Genomic DNA, 17,264 nt, shown 5'->3' on the forward strand with positions numbered 1-17,264 from the left:
TTTATGAGAAAAATTTTTGCGGGAAAGTCAAAAAATGCGACTTTTCTCGGGATGTTTGCATTGATGAGTGCAACTTCGGCTTTATTGTATAGCTGTAATTTTAAAAATGAAGTGAATAACGACCCCGTCGTCAGTTCACAGGAACATCCTTCCGCAGAAATAGTCCCTAAAATGGATGATGAAAGTGTAGACCCGGATAAAAGAGTGATCTACCTTACCTTCGATGACGGCCCCAATCAGGGGACCGAAAATCTTTTAAAAATCCTGGACAAAAGAAATGTTTGTGCAACCGCCTTTCTGGTAGGAAAACATGCCTACGGAAGCAAAAAACAGAAAGATGATCTGCTGCTGCTGAAGCAAAACCCTCTTGTAGAACTTGCCAACCATAGCTTTAGTCATGCCCACAACAAATACACAGATTTTTATAAAAATGCTGAATCAGTAGTCCATGATTTTGATATCGCCAAAGACAGTCTGAAGCTTACTGATAAAATAGCAAGAACTCCCGGAAGAAATATCTGGAGACTCAACAATATTAACGTAACTGATATCAAAAGTTCTACTGCAGCAGCAGATGGCCTTAAGAAAGCAGGTTATAAAGTCATCGGCTGGGATCTCGAATGGAGACCTTCCCAGAAAATGACTTTGAAAGGAAGCCATGAAGCCATGATCAAGAAAGTGGACAGTATTTTCTTAAACGACCTTGAGAAAACTTCCAGACACCTTGTTTTCCTTACCCATGACCAATATCTGAGAGATGCGGACTCTATCAACGAGCTGGATCTGTTTATTGAAAAGCTACAGAGAAGCAACAAGTTTGTTTTCAGAAAAATTTCTCAGTATCCTAAAATTAATGAGGTTTTGAATTAATTTCACTGTAAAAGTATAAGGGAAATGTATTCATGACTGGGAACTGTCAGGGAAATTTCGGAAATTTGCATCTATGAGTATTAAAGAAAATTACAACGCTATAAAAGATCAGCTGCCATCCGGTGTTCAGCTGGTTGCTGTTTCGAAAACACATCCGGCTTCTGCAGTTCAGGAAGTGTATGATCTCGGACAAAAAGTTTTTGGAGAGAATAAAGTACAGGAACTGATGGAGAAAGCACCGCTGCTTCCTCAGGATATCCAATGGCACCTGATTGGTCATTTACAAACCAATAAAGTAAAATACATAGCTCCTTTCATAGATACCGTACAAAGTGTGGATTCCGAAAAATTATTGACAGAAATCAACAAAGAAGCAGGAAAGAAAAACAGAGTCATTAAAGTTCTTTTACAGGTAAAAATTGCCGCAGAAGAAAGTAAATTCGGATTTGAAATTTCTGAGGCTAAAGATGCTTACCAGCAATATCTTGAAGGTAAGTTTCCCCATGTTGAAATTACCGGCTTAATGGGAATGGCAACATTCACGGATGATAAGCAGCAGGTAAGAAATGAATTTTTAACCTTGAAGAGTCTTTTTGACGAATTAAATCAATTAAAAACTGTAAACACCTTATCAATGGGAATGAGCGATGATTTCCCTATAGCGATCGAGTGTGGTGCTAACTCTGTGAGGGTTGGATCTGCGATTTTTGGGAGAAGAGACTACTCAAAATAGAATATTTAGGTACAGTTTTTGCTAATAATTGAAACAAAAAATTTAAATTTGCAACTATGCAAAAAATCCTTATAGTAGAAGACGAAAAAGCAATCTCGGGAGTACTTCACAGTATTCTTTCGGATGAACTAACCGATTATGAATTTGTTATCGCCGAAGACGGCCTTGAAGGTTACAAACAGGTAGAAAAAGAAGATTTCGCTTTGGTGATTTCTGATATCAAGATGCCTAAACTTTCAGGAACCGAACTGTTGAAGCAAAGTCTTGCATTAAAACCAGAAACTACTTTTATCATGATTTCAGGCCACGCAGATATTGATTCTGCTGTTTCCTGTTTGAAGGACGGTGCATACGATTTTATTTCCAAACCAATTGATATCAACAGACTTATTACAAGTGTGAAAAATGCATTGGTTAAAGAAACTCTGAAGAAAGAAAACAAAAATCTTCAGACTGAAAATAAAACCTTAAAGAAAAAAGTAAGTAAAAAATACCAGATGATTGGTACCTCTCCTGCTCTCCAAAAGATTCAGGATATGATCGAAAAAGTAGCAGTTTCTGACGCCAGAGTTCTAATCACCGGGCCTAACGGTGCCGGAAAGGAATTGGTAGCCCATGCAATTCATAATCAAAGTGAGCGTGCAAGAGGTCCTATGGTAGAGGTAAACTGTGCGGCTATTCCATCTGAACTTATTGAGTCTGAACTTTTCGGACACGTAAAAGGATCTTTTACAGGTGCTATTAAAGATAAGCAGGGAAAATTTGAACAGGCTAATAATGGTACAATCTTCCTTGACGAGATTGGAGACATGAGTCTTATCGCTCAGGCTAAGGTATTGAGAGCCCTTCAGGAAAGCAAAGTTTCTCCTGTAGGAAGTGATAAAGAAATTAAAGTTGACGTAAGAGTAATTGCGGCAACCAATAAGAATATGCAGAAAGAAATTGAGGAAGGAAAATTCAGAGAAGACCTTTACCACAGACTTTCTGTAATTGAAATTTATGTTCCGCCTTTGGATGAAAGAAAAGAGGATATCAAATTGCTGGTTGAACATTTTTCAGGTATGATTGCTGATGAGCATGGTACAGCTACGAAAAAATTTGACGATAAAGCTATTGATGCTTTAAAAGCTCTTTCATGGACTGGAAATATCAGGGAATTAAGAAATGTTGTGGAAAGATTGATTATTCTTGGTGGAAACACTGTTTCTGAAGGTGACGTTGCAAGTTTTGTAAGGAAATAATAAAGTTATTATTTACCATATATAAAAATTTGCAGTGTTACCACTGCAAATTTTTTTTTGCCCCTATTTGAATTATAAACTATATGAATCTTAAAATATTATGAACTTTTTAAATAAAAACTATACAAAAGAATGCCTGACTTTGGCTCTGCCTGTGATGCTTACCCAGGTAGGGCAGGTTTCAGTAAATTTATTCGATAATATTATTGTCGGAAAACTTTTGGGTGCCGATGCACTGGCATCCGTTTCATTGGGTAACGCTGTGTTTTTCTCCATATTTGTATTAGCCCTGGGCTTTTCATTTGCAATCCCGCCATTGGTTTCGGAAGCACACTCAAAAGAGGATCATGCTACGATTAATTCCGTATTCAGCCACGGTTTCATTATCAATATGTCTGTTGGGATTATCCTTATGGTGGTTCTACTTTTGGGAATGCCACTACTCTATCACTCCGGACAACCCGCCAAGATCATTCCTGATACCGTAGGATTTTTAAGTATAATGGTGATCAGTATGATTCCGTTCATGGCATTCCAGACACTTCGTGAAGTTTCTGAAGGACTGTCTTATACCATTGGTGTTACGAAAGCTACCATTATTGCCAATATCATCAATATTGCATTAAACTATGTCTTTATCAAAGGACTTTGGGGAATACCTGCAATGGGTGTACAAGGATCTGCTTTAGCAACCTTGATTTCCAGAGTTTTCATGGTGGTTTTCCTGTATTTTGTATTGCTTAAAGAAAAAAGAACAAGACGCTATATCAAGGATTTTTCTTTAAAAATTCAGGATTTCTCAAAGCAAATGTTTGATAAAATGGTAAGACTTGGTTTGCCTACAGCTTTACAGATGTTCTTTGAAGTAACAGCATTTGCCGGGGCTGCATTTATCTGCGGACTAATTTCTGCTCATGATATTGCTTCTCACCAGATCGCTTTAAGTATGGCTTCCTTCACCTTCAACCTATGCGTTGGGTTTAGTGTTGCTTCTACAGTAATGATCGGAAGAAAAGTGGGTGAACAGAACTTTGTGGAACTGAGAAAAGTAGGAGTCAACAACCTGAAGATTGCTTTTATTTTCATGTGTATCTGTGGATTGGTATTTATTCTAGGAAGAAATATACTCCCTACATTCTTCACGAAAAAAGAAGAAGTGGAAGTCATTACACTGGCCGCAAAACTTATGGTCATTGCAGCTTTATTCCAGCTTTCTGACGGAATTCAGGTGACAGCATTAGGAATGCTGAGAGGGCTTCAGGATGTGAAAATTCCATCTATCTATACCTTTATTGCTTATTGGGTAATTACCATTCCTTTGGGGTATTTCTTCTGTGTAACCTTGGAAATGGGAGCTTTCGGAATGTGGATCGCACTTGGATTAGGTCTGACCGTATCAGCCGTTTTCCTGGTGAAACGATTCCTGAATATGTCTGCGAAAAGAATTAAGCAGAATTCATAAATAAAAATATAAGTACATATTGACGCAGAGTTTTTTAGCTCTGCGTTTTTTATTGAATTTTATTATTTTTAATTTAGCAATGATGAAATAATAAAAAACTGATGGATTTAACTATTGAACAACTTCGGAGTTCTTCAATTAATTTTGATATGGCAGCATCCAGACTGCAAATCATTATCAAAGGATTAAACGATGCTTTGGTATATCTGAGATGTGAGGAACAAGGTATTGACTGGTGGGGAACGATAGATGAAAAATATGAATATGAATCAATATATAATCTAGCAATTCTCGCTTTTGAACACTATCTAAAAACAACCATAGAGGATTATAAACTCGTTAACGAAGAGGACAACTCTCAACTCTACTATTCCGAGCCCAATATTTCATTGATTTTTATTCTGGCGAAGTATATAAAAAATGAGTTGGAGTTTCCGCAAAAAGCTTTAAGTCATTATAATTTAAATATTCATGATTACCCTGTGTACAATGGTATTATTGCATTAAACCCTCAAAAAGATCTTGAGAAAATTATAAAACAAATGCAAAACTGGAGAACTAAAATTATTAATATATATTATCAGGAATAAGAACAAAGTAGCTCTAAAGAATACAATTAAAAGTGTTTCAAATGCAAACCAGCATCTTTATACTTTCTCACATATCTTACTGGTTAAGCACTATAAGCGCATTAATCTATTCTCTTCCCTAAAATCTTCAGACTTCTCTCCACACCATCCAGGATTGCTACATTAGGAAGGCTTCCCCAATCCTCAAAGCCGAAGTATCTGAACAGCTTCAAACTGGGCTCATTATGAAGAAAAATAAGAGCTACAAGGTTTTTTACCCCAAACTTTCCAGCGTTATCAATACAATACTGAAGAATAGTTTTTCCATATCCTTTTCCTCTGCAGGTTTCATCCAGATAAATGCTTACTTCTACCGTTCCATTGTATGCCGCTCTTTCATGGAATGAACTGAAGCTCACCCACCCTACGGTTTCATTCTGCTCATCTTCAACTACCCAAAGTGGTCTTGTCTGAGGATTGTGTTCCTCAAACCATTTTAGTTTGCTTTCTACAGAAACTTCTTCCATATCTGCAGTCACCATCCTGGAGGCTATTGTTGAATTATAAATGGCTACAATTCTATTTAAATCTGCCAATTCAGCATTTCTGAACTTTAATTTTTCCATTTGACGAATATTCGACTTAATTTTACACAAAAATACTAAATTTCAAAAACACCCCATCAAAATCAATACTTAAATTATTAAATATTAATATTTAAAACAAAACACCCCTTAAAAACACATCAAAATATCATTAGTTAAAAAAAAAAAAAAAAACGAAACTTTTTTGATATACGCAAAGACGCAATGGAATTTGAAGATCAAATATTTTAAGGCACAAAGATTTTATCTTCGATAAAATTGAATACCGGTTATTTTTTAATCACTTGAAGATTCTTTTAATTAAGCAAATTCTAATTAAAAATGGGCTAGCACAGTTTCCGCAACTTGCAGAAAAATTCATAGTCATCGCTTGCTGAAAATCTTTGATCTTCTTGTGCCTTAAAATTATAAATAGGGATTAAAAAAACTTTGCATCTTTGCGATTTTCCAACAAAAGAATGATGTTTAAAATTATAAATAAGCATCGAGAAAATCTTTACATCTTTTTGCTTGTCAACGAAATTATTTCAAATCCTTTAAGATTCTATTCAAACTTCTCACTGTAATACCAAGATAGGCAGCCATATCTTCTTTAGAAATCTGAATACCTTGCTTTGACTGCATGTTCAGTAATTGTGTTACAGTATGTTCTACCGTATAAAGCTGTTGATAAGATGCCCTGCTGGAAGTATTGATAATTCTTTCCGCAAACGAATCCAATAATAAATGGTTAAGAGCGAGATCATTTTTAATCAAAGATTTGAAATAGAAAACATTGACTTCATAAACGGTCACCTCAGAGACTGCTTTTACTCCACATAAACAGCTGATATTCTTCATCAATTCTACTTCTCCAAGGATTTCCCCATTTCCCAGAAATTCGACAATATATTCTTTTCCGTTTTCTTCAGTAAGATAACATTTGGCAACACCTTCTTTAATCAACATAACCTTTGACAGTGGCTGATGCTGTATCAATATATTTTCTTCCCGGGAGAAATCCTTTACTATCACCTCTTCTCTACCCTCCTGCTTCATGTAAAGTTCTTCGAAATACTTTAGAAATTCCTGATTTGTTCGTAACATAGGTGTTCGGGACAAATGTCCTTTGTTTATTGAGTTTTTATACTGAATTTTGACACCAGGAAATTACAAAACAAAAATGAATAATCATATTACCACGATTGCCTTTGATGCTGATGATACCCTTTGGATCAACGAACCTTATTTTCAGGAGGCAGAAAAAGAATTCTGTATGCTGCTTGAAGATTATCTTCCGCAACATTCTGTGTCACAGGAACTATTTAAAACGGAAATGCAGAATCTTCATTTGTATGGGTATGGAGTAAAAGGATTTATGCTTTGCATGATTGAAACTATTGGCAGAGTTTCCAATAATACGGCGTCATTAGAATTAGTGAATAAAGCGATTCAGCTGGGTCAGGATCTTCTTCAGAAACCTATTGAACTGTTGGATGGGGTTACAGAAACCCTTGAAAGCTTAAAGGGAAAATACCGACTGGTTGTCGCGACAAAGGGAGATCTTCTGGATCAGGAGCGTAAATTAAAAAATTCAGGGTTACAGGACTATTTCCATCACATTGAAATCATGAGTGATAAAAAAGAAAATGATTATAAAAAACTTCTGAAACATCTGGATTGTCAACCTGAAAATTTTTTAATGCTTGGCAATTCTATAAAATCAGATATTTTACCAGTGCTGGAAATTGGAGGTTTTGCCGCCCATATTCCTTATCATGTCACATGGACTCATGAACAGCATGAAGTTAACCTGGAGCATCCGAATTTTATGGAGCTTAAGAGTGTTGATGAAATCTTAAAGCATCTTTAATATTTAAACCATTAAGGTCTGTTAAGAAAGTAAGATTATTAAGATGAGCTTCGCTTTAAGGAAAAGCCTAGTGCTATTCTATAAAGTTTTATTTACTATCTTTTATTTCCTTATTATATTTTTTAATCAAAAAAAAAGACTGCTTATTACAAGCAGTCTCTTTTGTTATTTATTTCTTCAAACATTTTTCAAGGAACTGATCCTGCTCCCATAAAAGATGTAAGATATTTTCTTTCGCCTGGTATCCGTGGGCTTCTTTTGGAAGAAGAACCATTTTTACCGGAGCTCCAAGGTTTTTCAATGCCTGGAAGTATCTTTCAGTCTGCAAAGTAAATGTTCCCGGATTGTTATCCGCATCACCATGAATCAGAAGAAGAGGCGTTTTCATTTTGTCTGCATGCATGAATGGGGACATTGTATTGTAAATCTCCGGAACATCCCAATAGTTTCTCTGCTCGCTCTGGAATCCGAATGGCGTCAACGTTCTGTTGTAAGCACCACTTCTTGCAATTCCACATGCAAAAAGGTTAGAATGTGTCAAAAGGTTTGCAGTCATAAATGCACCATAAGAATGCCCGCCTACTGCGACTTTCTTTTTGTCAATATATCCCAGATGATCAACAGCATCAATGGCAGCAGCAGCATTGGCTACCAACTGTGGAATAAAAGAGTCATTAGGCTCTGTTTTTCCTTCACCAATAATCGGGAAAGCGGCATCATCAAGAACAGCGTACCCTTTTGTTGTCCAGTATACAAAAGATCCGTAGTATGGGAATGTAAAATCGTTCGGGTTCTGAGTGTTCTGCCCTGCTGTATTTTTATCTTTATACTCTGTAGGATAAGCCCAAATTAGCAAAGGAAGCTTTTCTTTCTTCGTTTTTCTGTCATAATTAGCAGGAAGATAAAGGGTTCCGGTTAAGGTAACACCATCATTTCTCTTGTACGTAATCACTTCTTTATAAACGTCTTTAATACTTTCAAAAGGGTTTGCAAAGGTGGTTACAGCTTCTGCTTTATTAGATTTAATATTCTTTTTGAAGTAATTAGGATAAATGCTCGGCGATTGTTGAATGGTAAGAATTTCTCCTTTTGAAGCATTAAGAATATCAATAATTTCTTCTTTACCATTCTTTATATTCGAAGTGTAAAGTCTTTTCTTTTTCAGGGATTTTACATCCATTTCATCGATAAAAGGATGCTGTCCGTCTTTGGTGAATCCAGCTCCAATCAGGTAGGCTTTTCCTCCTTTCATGTCGATAACATATCTTCCGTACTGATTTTTTGTTGTATTAAAATTCCCCGGATCACTGTAAACATCCTGATAATTTCTATCATCGAAAACTTTAGATTCCCCGTTATTAGTATCTATCAGGTAAGATTTTGTATTTCTGGTATCATACCAGCCTTCAGAAACAATAGCATAATGATCATTAGTCCAAACTACATCATCATATCTTTGTCTTGTTTTGAAGAAAGATTTAGGAGCTGCTGTAAACGGAGCTTCCCAAGTAAATACCTCGTCTCTGTATTCTGCTGTTTTAGACTGGTCTCCTCCATCTAAAGCTTCGGCATAAGTAAGAGTTGCAGGCGCATCACTTCTCCATGCCATATCTCTTTTTCCGGTTCTTACCGATGAGAATCCTTTCGGCATGATTTCATTCAAAGGAACATCATTTACTGTTTTCACGGTATTTCCTTTCATATCATACACTACTGTTGTGGATGGAAATCGGTTAAGTGGAACGATATAGGAAAATGGTTTTTTGATCAGTGTAGCCATCAGATAATTCCCGTCCGGAGAAAAACTTAAGCCGGCATACATATCCTGATCTTTCAGTTTCTTAAGATTACCGGTAAGATCTACAGTATAAATTTCAGAAGCCGTAAGGGTTTCAAAGTTTTTTTCATCCTGAGGATTTTTCAAAAGATCCTGGTAGGTTCTGTTCTGGGAAACTTTACCATCTGCTGTTGAAACAATAGGTCCTGTAGGAAGATCTTTGCTTGCATCAATAAGCGCAGCTCTGTTTTGTGGAATTGCTCTGATCAATAAGCTTTGAGAATCATTATACCACACATAAGGCATTCCTAAATTGGCATTCAGATTATCCGCTGTAATTTTTTTGGCAGAAGCCGTTTCCATATCTACAATCCAAAGTTCTACACCTTTATTGGTAGTATTGGTAAAAGCCAGTTTCTTTTCATCCGGAGAAAATGAAACATAGCCAATTTTGGGATTGGAAGGCAGGTTTTTTACCTGAATTTCATTTTTATCGTTAATTTTTCTGATCTTCAGATCATTAGAATAAGTGATACTGCTTGAAATATTAGTAACCGGATTGATTCTAAGTCCACCAAGCTTCATTTCATTCTGACTGAGATCTTCGAGTGTTTTATATGTTGGACGGTACGTGAAAACCACCCAGTCTTTTTTGCTGTTCATCAGAACACTTGGAGGTCTTTGATAATCTGCCAGTTTTAAAATCTCAGCAGAAGGTTTCTGATACGTAATATTTTCCTGTGCATCATAAAAATTGAGAAATGCCAAAAGGCAAATAGTCAGTTTTATCTTCATATAAATTCATTTTTTACGAATGTAGTGAATTTAAAAGAATTTTAACATTAAAAAATAAGACTCTTTTTGGTGTCATATTTATTTTTTCATTACATTTATCTTACAAATTAAAATAATATGAAAAATTTAAGAAAATTAACGAAGAAAAATCTAAAGACCGTTATGGGAGGAAGTGCTCCATTATGTGATCCGGGATTTATGGCTTGCAGAGTAAGAGACGAAAACGGAAATCTGATCTGGGAATGCTTACCTAACTGTAATTATTAATAAAGAAAGGCACTTCATTTTTTGAAGTGCCTTTCTTTTATATTGTATTGTTCTTATTGTAAAATTACCAGTCTGAAGCTCTTTTTCTTCTTTCAATCATATGATCTACCGAAACTTTTCCAGCTCCGATCACGATGAGCAAAAGATAAACAGAAAGATAAATAAGGCTCATTTCTCTTTTTTCAAAAGGGTCTGCACCATGTACAACAAAGCCGGCAATGATCATTGTAAAGATCAGAAATCCTAAAGAAACTCTTGTGAAAAGTCCTAATATAAGGAGTATTGAACACACAAATTCAGCAAAAACGGTAAGAATCAGTGATATCTGAGGACCAAGACCCATAAAATCGAAAAACTCGATTTTACCTCCTGCCAACAGCATCTGAAGCTTTGGAAAACCATGAGAAAGCATTGCAAAACCTACAAACACTCTCACAACTAATAAAATAATATCTTTAAGTATTGAGCTTGAATTTGAATTATTATAGTTCATTTACTAAAAAATTTATACTAAGGTAATAAAAATCTTTTAATACAACGGGATTCCGGCTGTTTTAGTTTATCGGTAACCGAAATTTTTAAGATCTCTGTCGTTCTTTCTCCAATCTTTTTTCACTTTTACAAATAAGTTTAAATGAATTTTTTTGGTAAAGAATTTCTCAAGATCCAATCTTGCTTCAGTTCCTACTTTTTTGATGGCTTCTCCTTTGTGCCCGATAATAATTCCCTTTTGAGTATCTCTTTCTACATAAATAATAGAGTCTATAAAGATAATCCCTTCTTTTTCCTTGAACTGTTCAGTCACCACTTCCACAGAGTATGGAATTTCTTTATCATAATTCAGAAGGATTTTCTCACGAATTGCCTCGTTTACAAAAAATCTTTCAGGCTTATCAGTGTACTGATCTTTATCGTAGTAAGGTGGGTTTTCAGGAAGTAAAGATTTTATTTTTGGTAAAATAACTTCTGTATTGAAAGCATTTAACGCAGAGATAGGCAGAATCTCAGCCTTTGGAATTCTATTGTGCCAGTCTTCTACTAATTTTTCAAGACCTGCCTGATCAGTCTGGTCTACTTTATTTAATAAAAGAAGAACGGGTACAGGAATTTTATTCAATTTATCAATTAAAAATTCTGAAGGTTCTGCTTTATCGGTAACATCTACAATAAACAGGAACACATCGGCATCCTGCAGAGAGTCCTTTACAAAATCCATCATTTTTTCCTGCAATCCGTATTTTGGATCCAATACTCCGGGAGTATCAGAAAATACGATCTGAAGATCATCTTCATTATAAATACCAAAAATTCTGTGACGGGTTGTCTGAGCTTTCTGCGTTACAATCGCCAATTTCTCACCCATTAATTGGTTTAGCAAGGTCGATTTTCCCGCATTGGGCTTTCCAACTATATTTACAAATCCAGCTTTGTGCATAAAAATAATATTACGAACTGCAAAGTTAGTAAAACAAAATTGGTCTTTACGGTTAATCTCAATATTTAAAAGAAAAAAGAGAGTTATACAGCCTTAAATGGCTGTAATAAAAGAAAATTAAAAGCTGTTACCATGCTCATGTCATTACAAGATTGCAAAAAAACATAGGATTATTTTGTATTGCATTACCTAAAACTGATATTTTTGAATATTAGAATTCATCTTTATGAATATAGACCAGATTCTTGACCAGGTTTACCTTCTTCCTGAAACATCAAAAAACAGTTTAAAAGAACACATCACTGAAGTTTCGCACCCTAAAGGCTTTTGCCTGATGGAAGCCGATAAAGTGATTCCTTATCTTTATTTTATAAGAAAAGGGATTGCGCGCGCCTATTCTTCAACTTCTGATAATGATATTACCTTCTGGTTCGGGAGTGAAGGACAATGTATTCTTTCCATGAAAAGCTATGTAGAAGACAAACCAGGCTATGAAAGCATCGAATTACTGGAAGACTGCGATCTTTACAGAATGGAAACAGAAAGTCTCAGAAAACTGTTTAATGAAGATATTCATATTGCTAATTGGGGAAGAAAACTGGCAGAAGCTGAGATGATAAAATCTGAAGAACTCATTATTTCCAGACAGTTCAAAACTTCTCTGGAGCGTTACAAAGACATCATCACTTACCAGCCGGACTTGCTTAAAAGAGTTCAGCTCGGTTATATTGCGTCTTATCTTGGGATTACGCAGGTGAGTTTAAGCAGGATACGGGCGGAAATCAAGTAGATTTTAATTGAAAGATTTAAGGATTGAAAGATTTAAAAATTCTATGATTTCCTAGTTTATGTTTTGGCTAAAGCCAATGGAATGATTACTCATATTGAAAGCGGACTAAAGTCTGCTCCTATTGATATGACCGTTGTCTTTTCTTCCATCTTCCAGTCTCCATCTTCATTCTTCCTGCTCCCATCTCCCTTTCTTTAATTTCATTTTTTAACAATTGTAAAATTTTTTCTCCCGTTAAATGCTGAAATTTGCTGGAGAAAAATTTAAGAAATGAATTGGATCATATTAGTTATTGCAGGATTATTTGAAGTTGCCTTTGCATCATGCTTGGGAAAGGCAAAAGAAACATCAGGAACTGAAATGTACCTGTGGTATATCGGTTTCCTGATCACCATGACCATCAGTATGCTTTTGCTAATTAAAGCGACTCAAACCTTGCCTATCGGTACGGCTTATGCAGTATGGACAGGAATCGGAGCAGTAGGAACTGCCTTAATGGGAATTATTTTCTTTAAGGATCCAGTAAGCTTTTGGAGAGTTTTCTTTATTGTAACCCTTATTGGTTCTGTGGTAGGATTAAAGGCTGTCTCTTCCTCCCATTAAAAAGCGCATAAACTTCTATCTATATTTAAAAATGGAACCGTCTTCGTATTGAAGGCGGTTTTTGCATTTCTATTTTTATTTAATCTGATGGAATTGAGAAGGACGAAATTCTTTTATCTTTACGGAAAACTTTTTAACCTATGAAAAAAATTTTACTCCTTTTAGCAAGCAGTTTATTAACTGCCCAGCAAACCTCCGAATTACTTTCCAACAACTGGTATATTTCTAAAATGGTGACCAGCGGCGGCCAAACAACCAATACTCCTGTGATTGACAATGGAGTTCCCGCAACGACCTTTAATTCTGCGGGAGGAACAAGCTATGTGATTAACTCCAGATATTATAACATCTCTATGATGAGTTTCGGGGTCATACCCGGAGGTAATAATCTCATCAAAACAGCAAGCTCGTGTACTCTTTTGTTTTATAACGGAGGAAATGCGGCACCTGTTCGTGCCTACGATCAGAAAAACTGTGATGCGTATGTTTTAGGAGCTTACGGATCTATATACAGCTATCAGATCACAAATAATGGCAATATTAAAACACTTACGATCACAGATCCTTCAGGGAACAAAATATACTATAACAATACTCCACAACTGAGCACTAAAGAAGTTCAAGCAGCCGCGAAAACCTTTAAAGCGTATCCAAACCCTGTAAAAGAGGTTTTACATCTTGAAAACATTGAGAGAAACCTTCCTCTTAAGATCTACGATTTATCAGGGAAACTGGTATTTGAAACGACAACCCATAGCGACAAAACCTCGATTGATACAAGCAGTCTGCAGAAAGGGCAGTACATGATAACGATAGAAAATTATAAGTCCTATCCTTTTGTCAAAGAATAAAAGAGAACATTTCATCATATAAAAACCCGCTTCAATGTTGAAACGGGTTTTATTTTATTTTTTATAGACTACAGGTAAAATTTCATTATGCCTTAGTCCGTATTTTTTAATTTCTTCTTCAGAGAATTTCTGGGAATAAAAGTTGGGTTCTATTTCAAAGCCTGCTTTTCTCAGGCGGTCAAAATAATCCATTCCGTACCAACGAACGTGATCATACTGACCGAAGTGTTTCTGACGTTCTTTTGGATCTTTAATGGTAAAATCTTCATAGGTTTTCTCCAATGAATTTTTCATCGGAACCTGAAGAATTCCCCATCCACCGGGTTTCATTACCCTGTAGAGCTCGCTCATTGCTTTTGCATCGTCTTCAATATGTTCCAGAACATGGTTACAGAAAACAATATCAAAGCTTTCATTTTCAAAAGGTAAATCCAGGATATCTGCTTTCACATCTACAATGGGAGAATATAAGTCTGCCGAAATATAATTCAGGTTACTCATTCTCTTGAATTTTCTTAAAAATTCCTGTTCGGGAGCGATATGCAGTACTTTATAATTTTTAATGAAAAAATCAGTTTCATTCTGAAGATAGAGCCACATCTGACGGTGTCTCTCCAAGCTTAAAGTTCCTGGTGAAAGAGCATTTTCTCTTTGTTTTCCATATCCATAGGGAAGGAATTTCCTGTAAGATCTTCCATCAATGGGATCCAAAAATTGATCTCCTTTGAAAAACTGATAAATAAGCGGTCTTGCCCAGATGCTCATTTTGATAAGCATCGGACGTGGAATTTTATTCAGTAAAAGCTTAGTTACCTTTTTCATTAAAAATCCAGTTGGAACTGCTTCTCTTCATCACTTACAATCCCTAAAGCTTCGTATACATAATCAAATGTAGAAAGCAATACCGGCTTACCGTTGATTACTGCTACATCATGTTCGAAGTGAGCAGATGGCAAATTATCTAAAGTAGTTACCGTCCAGCCGTCATTATGGAACTTTACTTTTTCAGTACCCATATTCACCATTGGTTCAATAGCAATTGCCAAACCGTCTTTAATTACTTTTCCGCTTCCTTGTCTTCCGTAGTTAGGAACCTGTGGGTCTTCGTGCATTTTTCTTCCCAATCCGTGTCCTACAAGCTCTCTTACCACTCCATATCCTTCTTTTTCACAATGTGCCTGGATTGCATGGGAGATATCTCCTATTCTCTTTCCTCTGACAACCTGCTCAATTCCTTTGTATAAAGATTCTTTGGTAACCTGCAGTAATTTTTTAACCTCAGGTTTTACTTCCCCGATTTCAAAAGTGTAGGCATGATCTCCTACGAAACCATTAAGGATCACTCCACAGTCAACAGAAAGAACATCTCCTTCTTTCACTACATCGTTGTTAGGAAAACCATGAACTACCTGCTCATTCGGAGAGATACAAAGAGAATTTGGAAATCCTCCATACCCTAAGAATGCAGGTTCAGCACCGTGATCTTTAATAAAATCATGAGCCAGTTTATCTAAATATAAAGTAGTAATCCCTGGTTTAATTTCTTTTGCCAACATTCCCAATGTTTTAGAAACCAATCGGGCACTCTCCTTCATGAGACGTAATTCGTCTATCGTTTTTAATTGAATCATTGTATATAGATATTAGATGTTAGATGTTAGAAGCTAAATTACAGCGTTATGCTTATTTTTACTTCCCAACATCTACAGAACTTTCTATTATAAATTATAAAAGACCAAAAGCATTTGATATTAAAAAACTAACCTCTAATATCTAGCTTCTAACTTCTATATCTTACCAGAAAAGTCCTTTTTTCTTTTCTTTTTTAAGTTTTGAATAAGCAAGAACTTCTTTTCCTTCTACACGGAATTCTATTCTTTCCTGAATAATATTGTAGATCTCACCCCATCCTGGAAATCCTCCTAAATTTCTGTCATCAATAAACCAGTCTGCATCTAATTTTCTGGACTGACTTTCAGGATCAAAAACTTCTCCTTCGAAGCTTGAGTTCACAGAATAAAATTCTATTCCGTTTTTTTTACAGAATTCTACCGCTTCATCTAAAGTTTTTCCGTGTCTGTATGTCCAAAGTATCAATCTGAATCCTTCAGCCTGAAGTCTCTTCAACGTTTCGAATGCAAAAGTTTTCGGTTTACCAATTGCCGGGTAAGCATCATCAACAATAGTCCCGTCAAAGTCAACAGCGATCTTTTTATTATTTAACATTTTGTCTTTTTTTAGCTTTGCAAAGATAAGAAATAAAAAGAGTGCCCAAAAGAAAGGCACTCAATTACTTTTATATTTTAAATAATAATATAGATCTTATTAGCTTTTCACCCAGCTAAACTGGAACTGAAGATCCGGAGTAGAAACCCGGTCTGTGATCTTCTGAAGTCTTGCAGGAAGCTTCATCAGATATTCCTGAGCTTTTTCCGCTTTTTCTGTAAGTCCTTTTACATGCTCAATTTTCCATTCATCTAAAAGGTCCTTCATAATATTGATATAATCCTGACCTGTGTACACCATACATCTTTGTGCTGCATCTGAGAAATGTCCCCAAAGTTCACCAGCTTTTTGTCCGGACTGTCTCATTAAGTGAGCAGGCATTACAATTTTCTTACGCATCATATCTTCGAATGCAAGGATCATTTCTGAAGGGTCTACTTCAAGAATTTTTGCTACGAAATGTTTGTATGCTTTAGCATGTCTTGCTTCATCTGCAGCAATTACTCCACACATTTTTGCTAATTTTCCGTTTCCGGATTGTTTAGCCAATGTACCTACTCTTCTGTGAGAAATATTGGTAGCTGTTTCCTGGAAGCTTGTATAAATGAAGTTTCTGTACGGGTCCATACTTGTTCCCAAATCGAATCCGTCATTGATAAGATATTGAGTAGTGATCTCAACTTCTCTCATGTTTACTCTTCCGCACAGATAAAGATATTTGTTTAATAAATCTCCGTGTCTGTTTTCCTCAGCAGTCCATGCTCTTACCCAATTGGACCAGCCTAATCTTTCTTCCTGATTAATTCCGTCAACTCCCATCAACCAAGACTCATACGAAGGAAGAGCTTCCTCTGTGATACAGTCTCCGATTAGTGTTACAAAAAGGTCATAAGGCATTTCACGGGCAAAAGTCTGAATTTCTTCTAAGTCGTGTTTAAATTCATCGCTTGAAGGATCTGGTAAATAATCGGAAGGCTGCCAGATTTTTTCAATTGGCGTTAAAAATTTATCAAGAAAAGAACCTACTTCCTTTTCCAATAATCCCATTACTTCTTTCCTAACAAGCTTTTGATACATTTTACTATTCAGTTTTAATTTACAAAGATATGATTTATTTATTATTTAGCGCATAATAAAGTATGCAAGTCATACCTTATCTGACATAAATCATAAAAAGAATGCCGCTAT

Annotated in this window: 19 protein-coding genes; 10 read left to right on the forward strand and 9 right to left on the reverse strand. The window is 35.8% G+C overall.

Features of this window, described 5'->3' with window-relative positions:
* Nucleotides 1-3: 3 nt before the first annotated feature.
* From ODR02_RS09775 to ODR02_RS09795, 5 genes are all read left to right on the forward strand, one after another.
* Complete coding sequence (locus tag ODR02_RS09775) at nucleotides 4-870, forward strand: polysaccharide deacetylase family protein (RefSeq protein WP_209784751.1); 867 nt, start codon at nucleotides 4-6, stop codon at nucleotides 868-870.
* A gap of 73 nt (nucleotides 871-943) precedes the next feature.
* Complete coding sequence (locus tag ODR02_RS09780; protein WP_309512312.1) at nucleotides 944-1,603, forward strand: YggS family pyridoxal phosphate-dependent enzyme; 660 nt, start codon at nucleotides 944-946, stop codon at nucleotides 1,601-1,603.
* A gap of 56 nt (nucleotides 1,604-1,659) precedes the next feature.
* Nucleotides 1,660-2,844, forward strand: a complete 1,185-nt coding sequence (locus ODR02_RS09785) for a sigma-54-dependent transcriptional regulator (protein WP_209784753.1) — start codon at nucleotides 1,660-1,662, stop codon at nucleotides 2,842-2,844.
* Nucleotides 2,845-2,944: 100 nt separating this feature from the next.
* Nucleotides 2,945-4,306: an MATE family efflux transporter gene (locus ODR02_RS09790; RefSeq protein ID WP_309512313.1), complete on the forward strand. Its 1,362-nt coding sequence runs from the start codon at nucleotides 2,945-2,947 to the stop codon at nucleotides 4,304-4,306.
* 101 nt (nucleotides 4,307-4,407) lie between these two features.
* Complete coding sequence (locus ODR02_RS09795; RefSeq protein WP_309512314.1) at nucleotides 4,408-4,896, forward strand: hypothetical protein; 489 nt, start codon at nucleotides 4,408-4,410, stop codon at nucleotides 4,894-4,896.
* A 101-nt stretch (nucleotides 4,897-4,997) separates the two neighbouring features.
* Here ODR02_RS09795 and ODR02_RS09800 read toward each other — a convergent pair whose 3' ends face one another.
* Both ODR02_RS09800 and ODR02_RS09805 read right to left on the reverse strand, forming a co-directional pair.
* Nucleotides 4,998-5,501: a GNAT family N-acetyltransferase gene (locus ODR02_RS09800; protein ID WP_309512315.1), complete on the reverse strand. Its 504-nt coding sequence runs from the start codon at nucleotides 5,499-5,501 to the stop codon at nucleotides 4,998-5,000.
* Between the two features lie 501 nt (nucleotides 5,502-6,002).
* On the reverse strand, nucleotides 6,003-6,566 hold the full coding sequence (locus ODR02_RS09805) for a Crp/Fnr family transcriptional regulator (protein ID WP_309512316.1): 564 nt from the start codon (nucleotides 6,564-6,566) through the stop codon (nucleotides 6,003-6,005).
* 76 nt (nucleotides 6,567-6,642) lie between these two features.
* Here ODR02_RS09805 and ODR02_RS09810 point away from each other — a divergent pair, with 76 nt between their 5' ends.
* Nucleotides 6,643-7,332: an HAD family hydrolase gene (locus ODR02_RS09810; RefSeq protein WP_309512317.1), complete on the forward strand. Its 690-nt coding sequence runs from the start codon at nucleotides 6,643-6,645 to the stop codon at nucleotides 7,330-7,332.
* A gap of 169 nt (nucleotides 7,333-7,501) precedes the next feature.
* Here ODR02_RS09810 and ODR02_RS09815 read toward each other — a convergent pair whose 3' ends face one another.
* Nucleotides 7,502-9,904 (reverse strand): alpha/beta hydrolase family protein, encoded by a 2,403-nt coding sequence (locus ODR02_RS09815; protein WP_209784758.1) that lies wholly within the window; start codon nucleotides 9,902-9,904, stop codon nucleotides 7,502-7,504.
* A 117-nt stretch (nucleotides 9,905-10,021) separates the two neighbouring features.
* Between ODR02_RS09815 and ODR02_RS09820 the strand changes: the two genes are divergently transcribed.
* Nucleotides 10,022-10,171, forward strand: a complete 150-nt coding sequence (locus tag ODR02_RS09820; protein WP_209784759.1) for a hypothetical protein — start codon at nucleotides 10,022-10,024, stop codon at nucleotides 10,169-10,171.
* 64 nt (nucleotides 10,172-10,235) lie between these two features.
* Here the strand turns inward: ODR02_RS09820 and ODR02_RS09825 are convergent, their stop codons facing one another.
* A complete protein-coding gene (locus ODR02_RS09825; RefSeq protein ID WP_105682606.1) occupies nucleotides 10,236-10,664 on the reverse strand; it encodes a DoxX family protein in 429 nt (142 codons plus the stop codon).
* Between the two features lie 66 nt (nucleotides 10,665-10,730).
* Complete coding sequence (era, locus tag ODR02_RS09830) at nucleotides 10,731-11,606, reverse strand: GTPase Era (protein WP_047384549.1); 876 nt, start codon at nucleotides 11,604-11,606, stop codon at nucleotides 10,731-10,733.
* Between the two features lie 226 nt (nucleotides 11,607-11,832).
* Here era and ODR02_RS09835 point away from each other — a divergent pair, with 226 nt between their 5' ends.
* The 3 genes from ODR02_RS09835 (at nucleotide 11,833) to ODR02_RS09845 (ending at nucleotide 13,850) form a co-directional block, all read left to right on the forward strand.
* Nucleotides 11,833-12,396: a Crp/Fnr family transcriptional regulator gene (locus ODR02_RS09835; RefSeq protein WP_105682607.1), complete on the forward strand. Its 564-nt coding sequence runs from the start codon at nucleotides 11,833-11,835 to the stop codon at nucleotides 12,394-12,396.
* A 270-nt stretch (nucleotides 12,397-12,666) separates the two neighbouring features.
* A complete protein-coding gene (locus ODR02_RS09840; protein WP_309512318.1) occupies nucleotides 12,667-12,999 on the forward strand; it encodes a DMT family transporter in 333 nt (110 codons plus the stop codon).
* A 140-nt stretch (nucleotides 13,000-13,139) separates the two neighbouring features.
* Entirely contained in the window at nucleotides 13,140-13,850 is a 711-nt protein-coding gene (locus ODR02_RS09845) for a T9SS type A sorting domain-containing protein (protein WP_309512319.1), read from the forward strand.
* Nucleotides 13,851-13,904: 54 nt separating this feature from the next.
* Here the strand turns inward: ODR02_RS09845 and ODR02_RS09850 are convergent, their stop codons facing one another.
* The 4 genes from ODR02_RS09850 to ODR02_RS09865 form a co-directional block, all read right to left on the reverse strand.
* Nucleotides 13,905-14,672 carry a class I SAM-dependent methyltransferase gene (locus ODR02_RS09850; protein WP_209784761.1) on the reverse strand — a complete coding sequence of 256 codons (768 nt, stop codon included), beginning with the start codon at nucleotides 14,670-14,672 and terminating at the stop codon, nucleotides 13,905-13,907.
* A complete protein-coding gene (gene map, locus ODR02_RS09855) occupies nucleotides 14,672-15,481 on the reverse strand; it encodes a type I methionyl aminopeptidase (protein WP_309512320.1) in 810 nt (269 codons plus the stop codon). Before map ends, ODR02_RS09850 begins: the two co-directional genes overlap by 1 nt.
* Before the next feature lie 163 nt (nucleotides 15,482-15,644).
* Complete coding sequence (locus tag ODR02_RS09860; RefSeq protein ID WP_209784762.1) at nucleotides 15,645-16,076, reverse strand: BT0820 family HAD-type phosphatase; 432 nt, start codon at nucleotides 16,074-16,076, stop codon at nucleotides 15,645-15,647.
* Between the two features lie 99 nt (nucleotides 16,077-16,175).
* Nucleotides 16,176-17,153, reverse strand: coding sequence for an acyl-ACP desaturase (locus ODR02_RS09865; protein WP_209784763.1), 978 nt, complete (start codon nucleotides 17,151-17,153; stop codon nucleotides 16,176-16,178).
* Nucleotides 17,154-17,264: the final 111 nt, after the last annotated feature.

This window comes from Chryseobacterium sp. CFS2 (assembly GCF_036543225.1).
Taxonomy (GTDB): Bacteria; Bacteroidota; Bacteroidia; order Flavobacteriales; family Weeksellaceae; genus Chryseobacterium; species Chryseobacterium culicis_A.

Excerpts from the sequence above, each read along its gene's own strand:
- ODR02_RS09775 (WP_209784751.1), top strand. The coding sequence starts at position 4 with ATGAGAAAAATTTTTGCGGGAAAGTCAAAAAATGCGACTTTTCTCGGG.
- ODR02_RS09780 (WP_309512312.1), top strand. The coding sequence starts at position 944 with ATGAGTATTAAAGAAAATTACAACGCTATAAAAGATCAGCTGCCATCC.
- ODR02_RS09785 (WP_209784753.1), top strand. The coding sequence starts at position 1,660 with ATGCAAAAAATCCTTATAGTAGAAGACGAAAAAGCAATCTCGGGAGTA.
- ODR02_RS09790 (WP_309512313.1), top strand. The coding sequence starts at position 2,945 with ATGAACTTTTTAAATAAAAACTATACAAAAGAATGCCTGACTTTGGCT.
- ODR02_RS09795 (WP_309512314.1), top strand. The coding sequence starts at position 4,408 with ATGGATTTAACTATTGAACAACTTCGGAGTTCTTCAATTAATTTTGAT.
- ODR02_RS09800 (WP_309512315.1), bottom strand. The coding sequence starts at position 5,501 with ATGGAAAAATTAAAGTTCAGAAATGCTGAATTGGCAGATTTAAATAGA.
- ODR02_RS09805 (WP_309512316.1), bottom strand. The coding sequence starts at position 6,566 with ATGTTACGAACAAATCAGGAATTTCTAAAGTATTTCGAAGAACTTTAC.
- ODR02_RS09810 (WP_309512317.1), top strand. The coding sequence starts at position 6,643 with ATGAATAATCATATTACCACGATTGCCTTTGATGCTGATGATACCCTT.
- ODR02_RS09815 (WP_209784758.1), bottom strand. The coding sequence starts at position 9,904 with ATGAAGATAAAACTGACTATTTGCCTTTTGGCATTTCTCAATTTTTAT.
- ODR02_RS09820 (WP_209784759.1), top strand. The coding sequence starts at position 10,022 with ATGAAAAATTTAAGAAAATTAACGAAGAAAAATCTAAAGACCGTTATG.
- ODR02_RS09825 (WP_105682606.1), bottom strand. The coding sequence starts at position 10,664 with ATGAACTATAATAATTCAAATTCAAGCTCAATACTTAAAGATATTATT.
- era (WP_047384549.1), bottom strand. The coding sequence starts at position 11,606 with ATGCACAAAGCTGGATTTGTAAATATAGTTGGAAAGCCCAATGCGGGA.
- ODR02_RS09835 (WP_105682607.1), top strand. The coding sequence starts at position 11,833 with ATGAATATAGACCAGATTCTTGACCAGGTTTACCTTCTTCCTGAAACA.
- ODR02_RS09840 (WP_309512318.1), top strand. The coding sequence starts at position 12,667 with ATGAATTGGATCATATTAGTTATTGCAGGATTATTTGAAGTTGCCTTT.
- ODR02_RS09845 (WP_309512319.1), top strand. The coding sequence starts at position 13,140 with ATGAAAAAAATTTTACTCCTTTTAGCAAGCAGTTTATTAACTGCCCAG.
- ODR02_RS09850 (WP_209784761.1), bottom strand. The coding sequence starts at position 14,672 with ATGAAAAAGGTAACTAAGCTTTTACTGAATAAAATTCCACGTCCGATG.
- map (WP_309512320.1), bottom strand. The coding sequence starts at position 15,481 with ATGATTCAATTAAAAACGATAGACGAATTACGTCTCATGAAGGAGAGT.
- ODR02_RS09860 (WP_209784762.1), bottom strand. The coding sequence starts at position 16,076 with ATGTTAAATAATAAAAAGATCGCTGTTGACTTTGACGGGACTATTGTT.
- ODR02_RS09865 (WP_209784763.1), bottom strand. The coding sequence starts at position 17,153 with ATGTATCAAAAGCTTGTTAGGAAAGAAGTAATGGGATTATTGGAAAAG.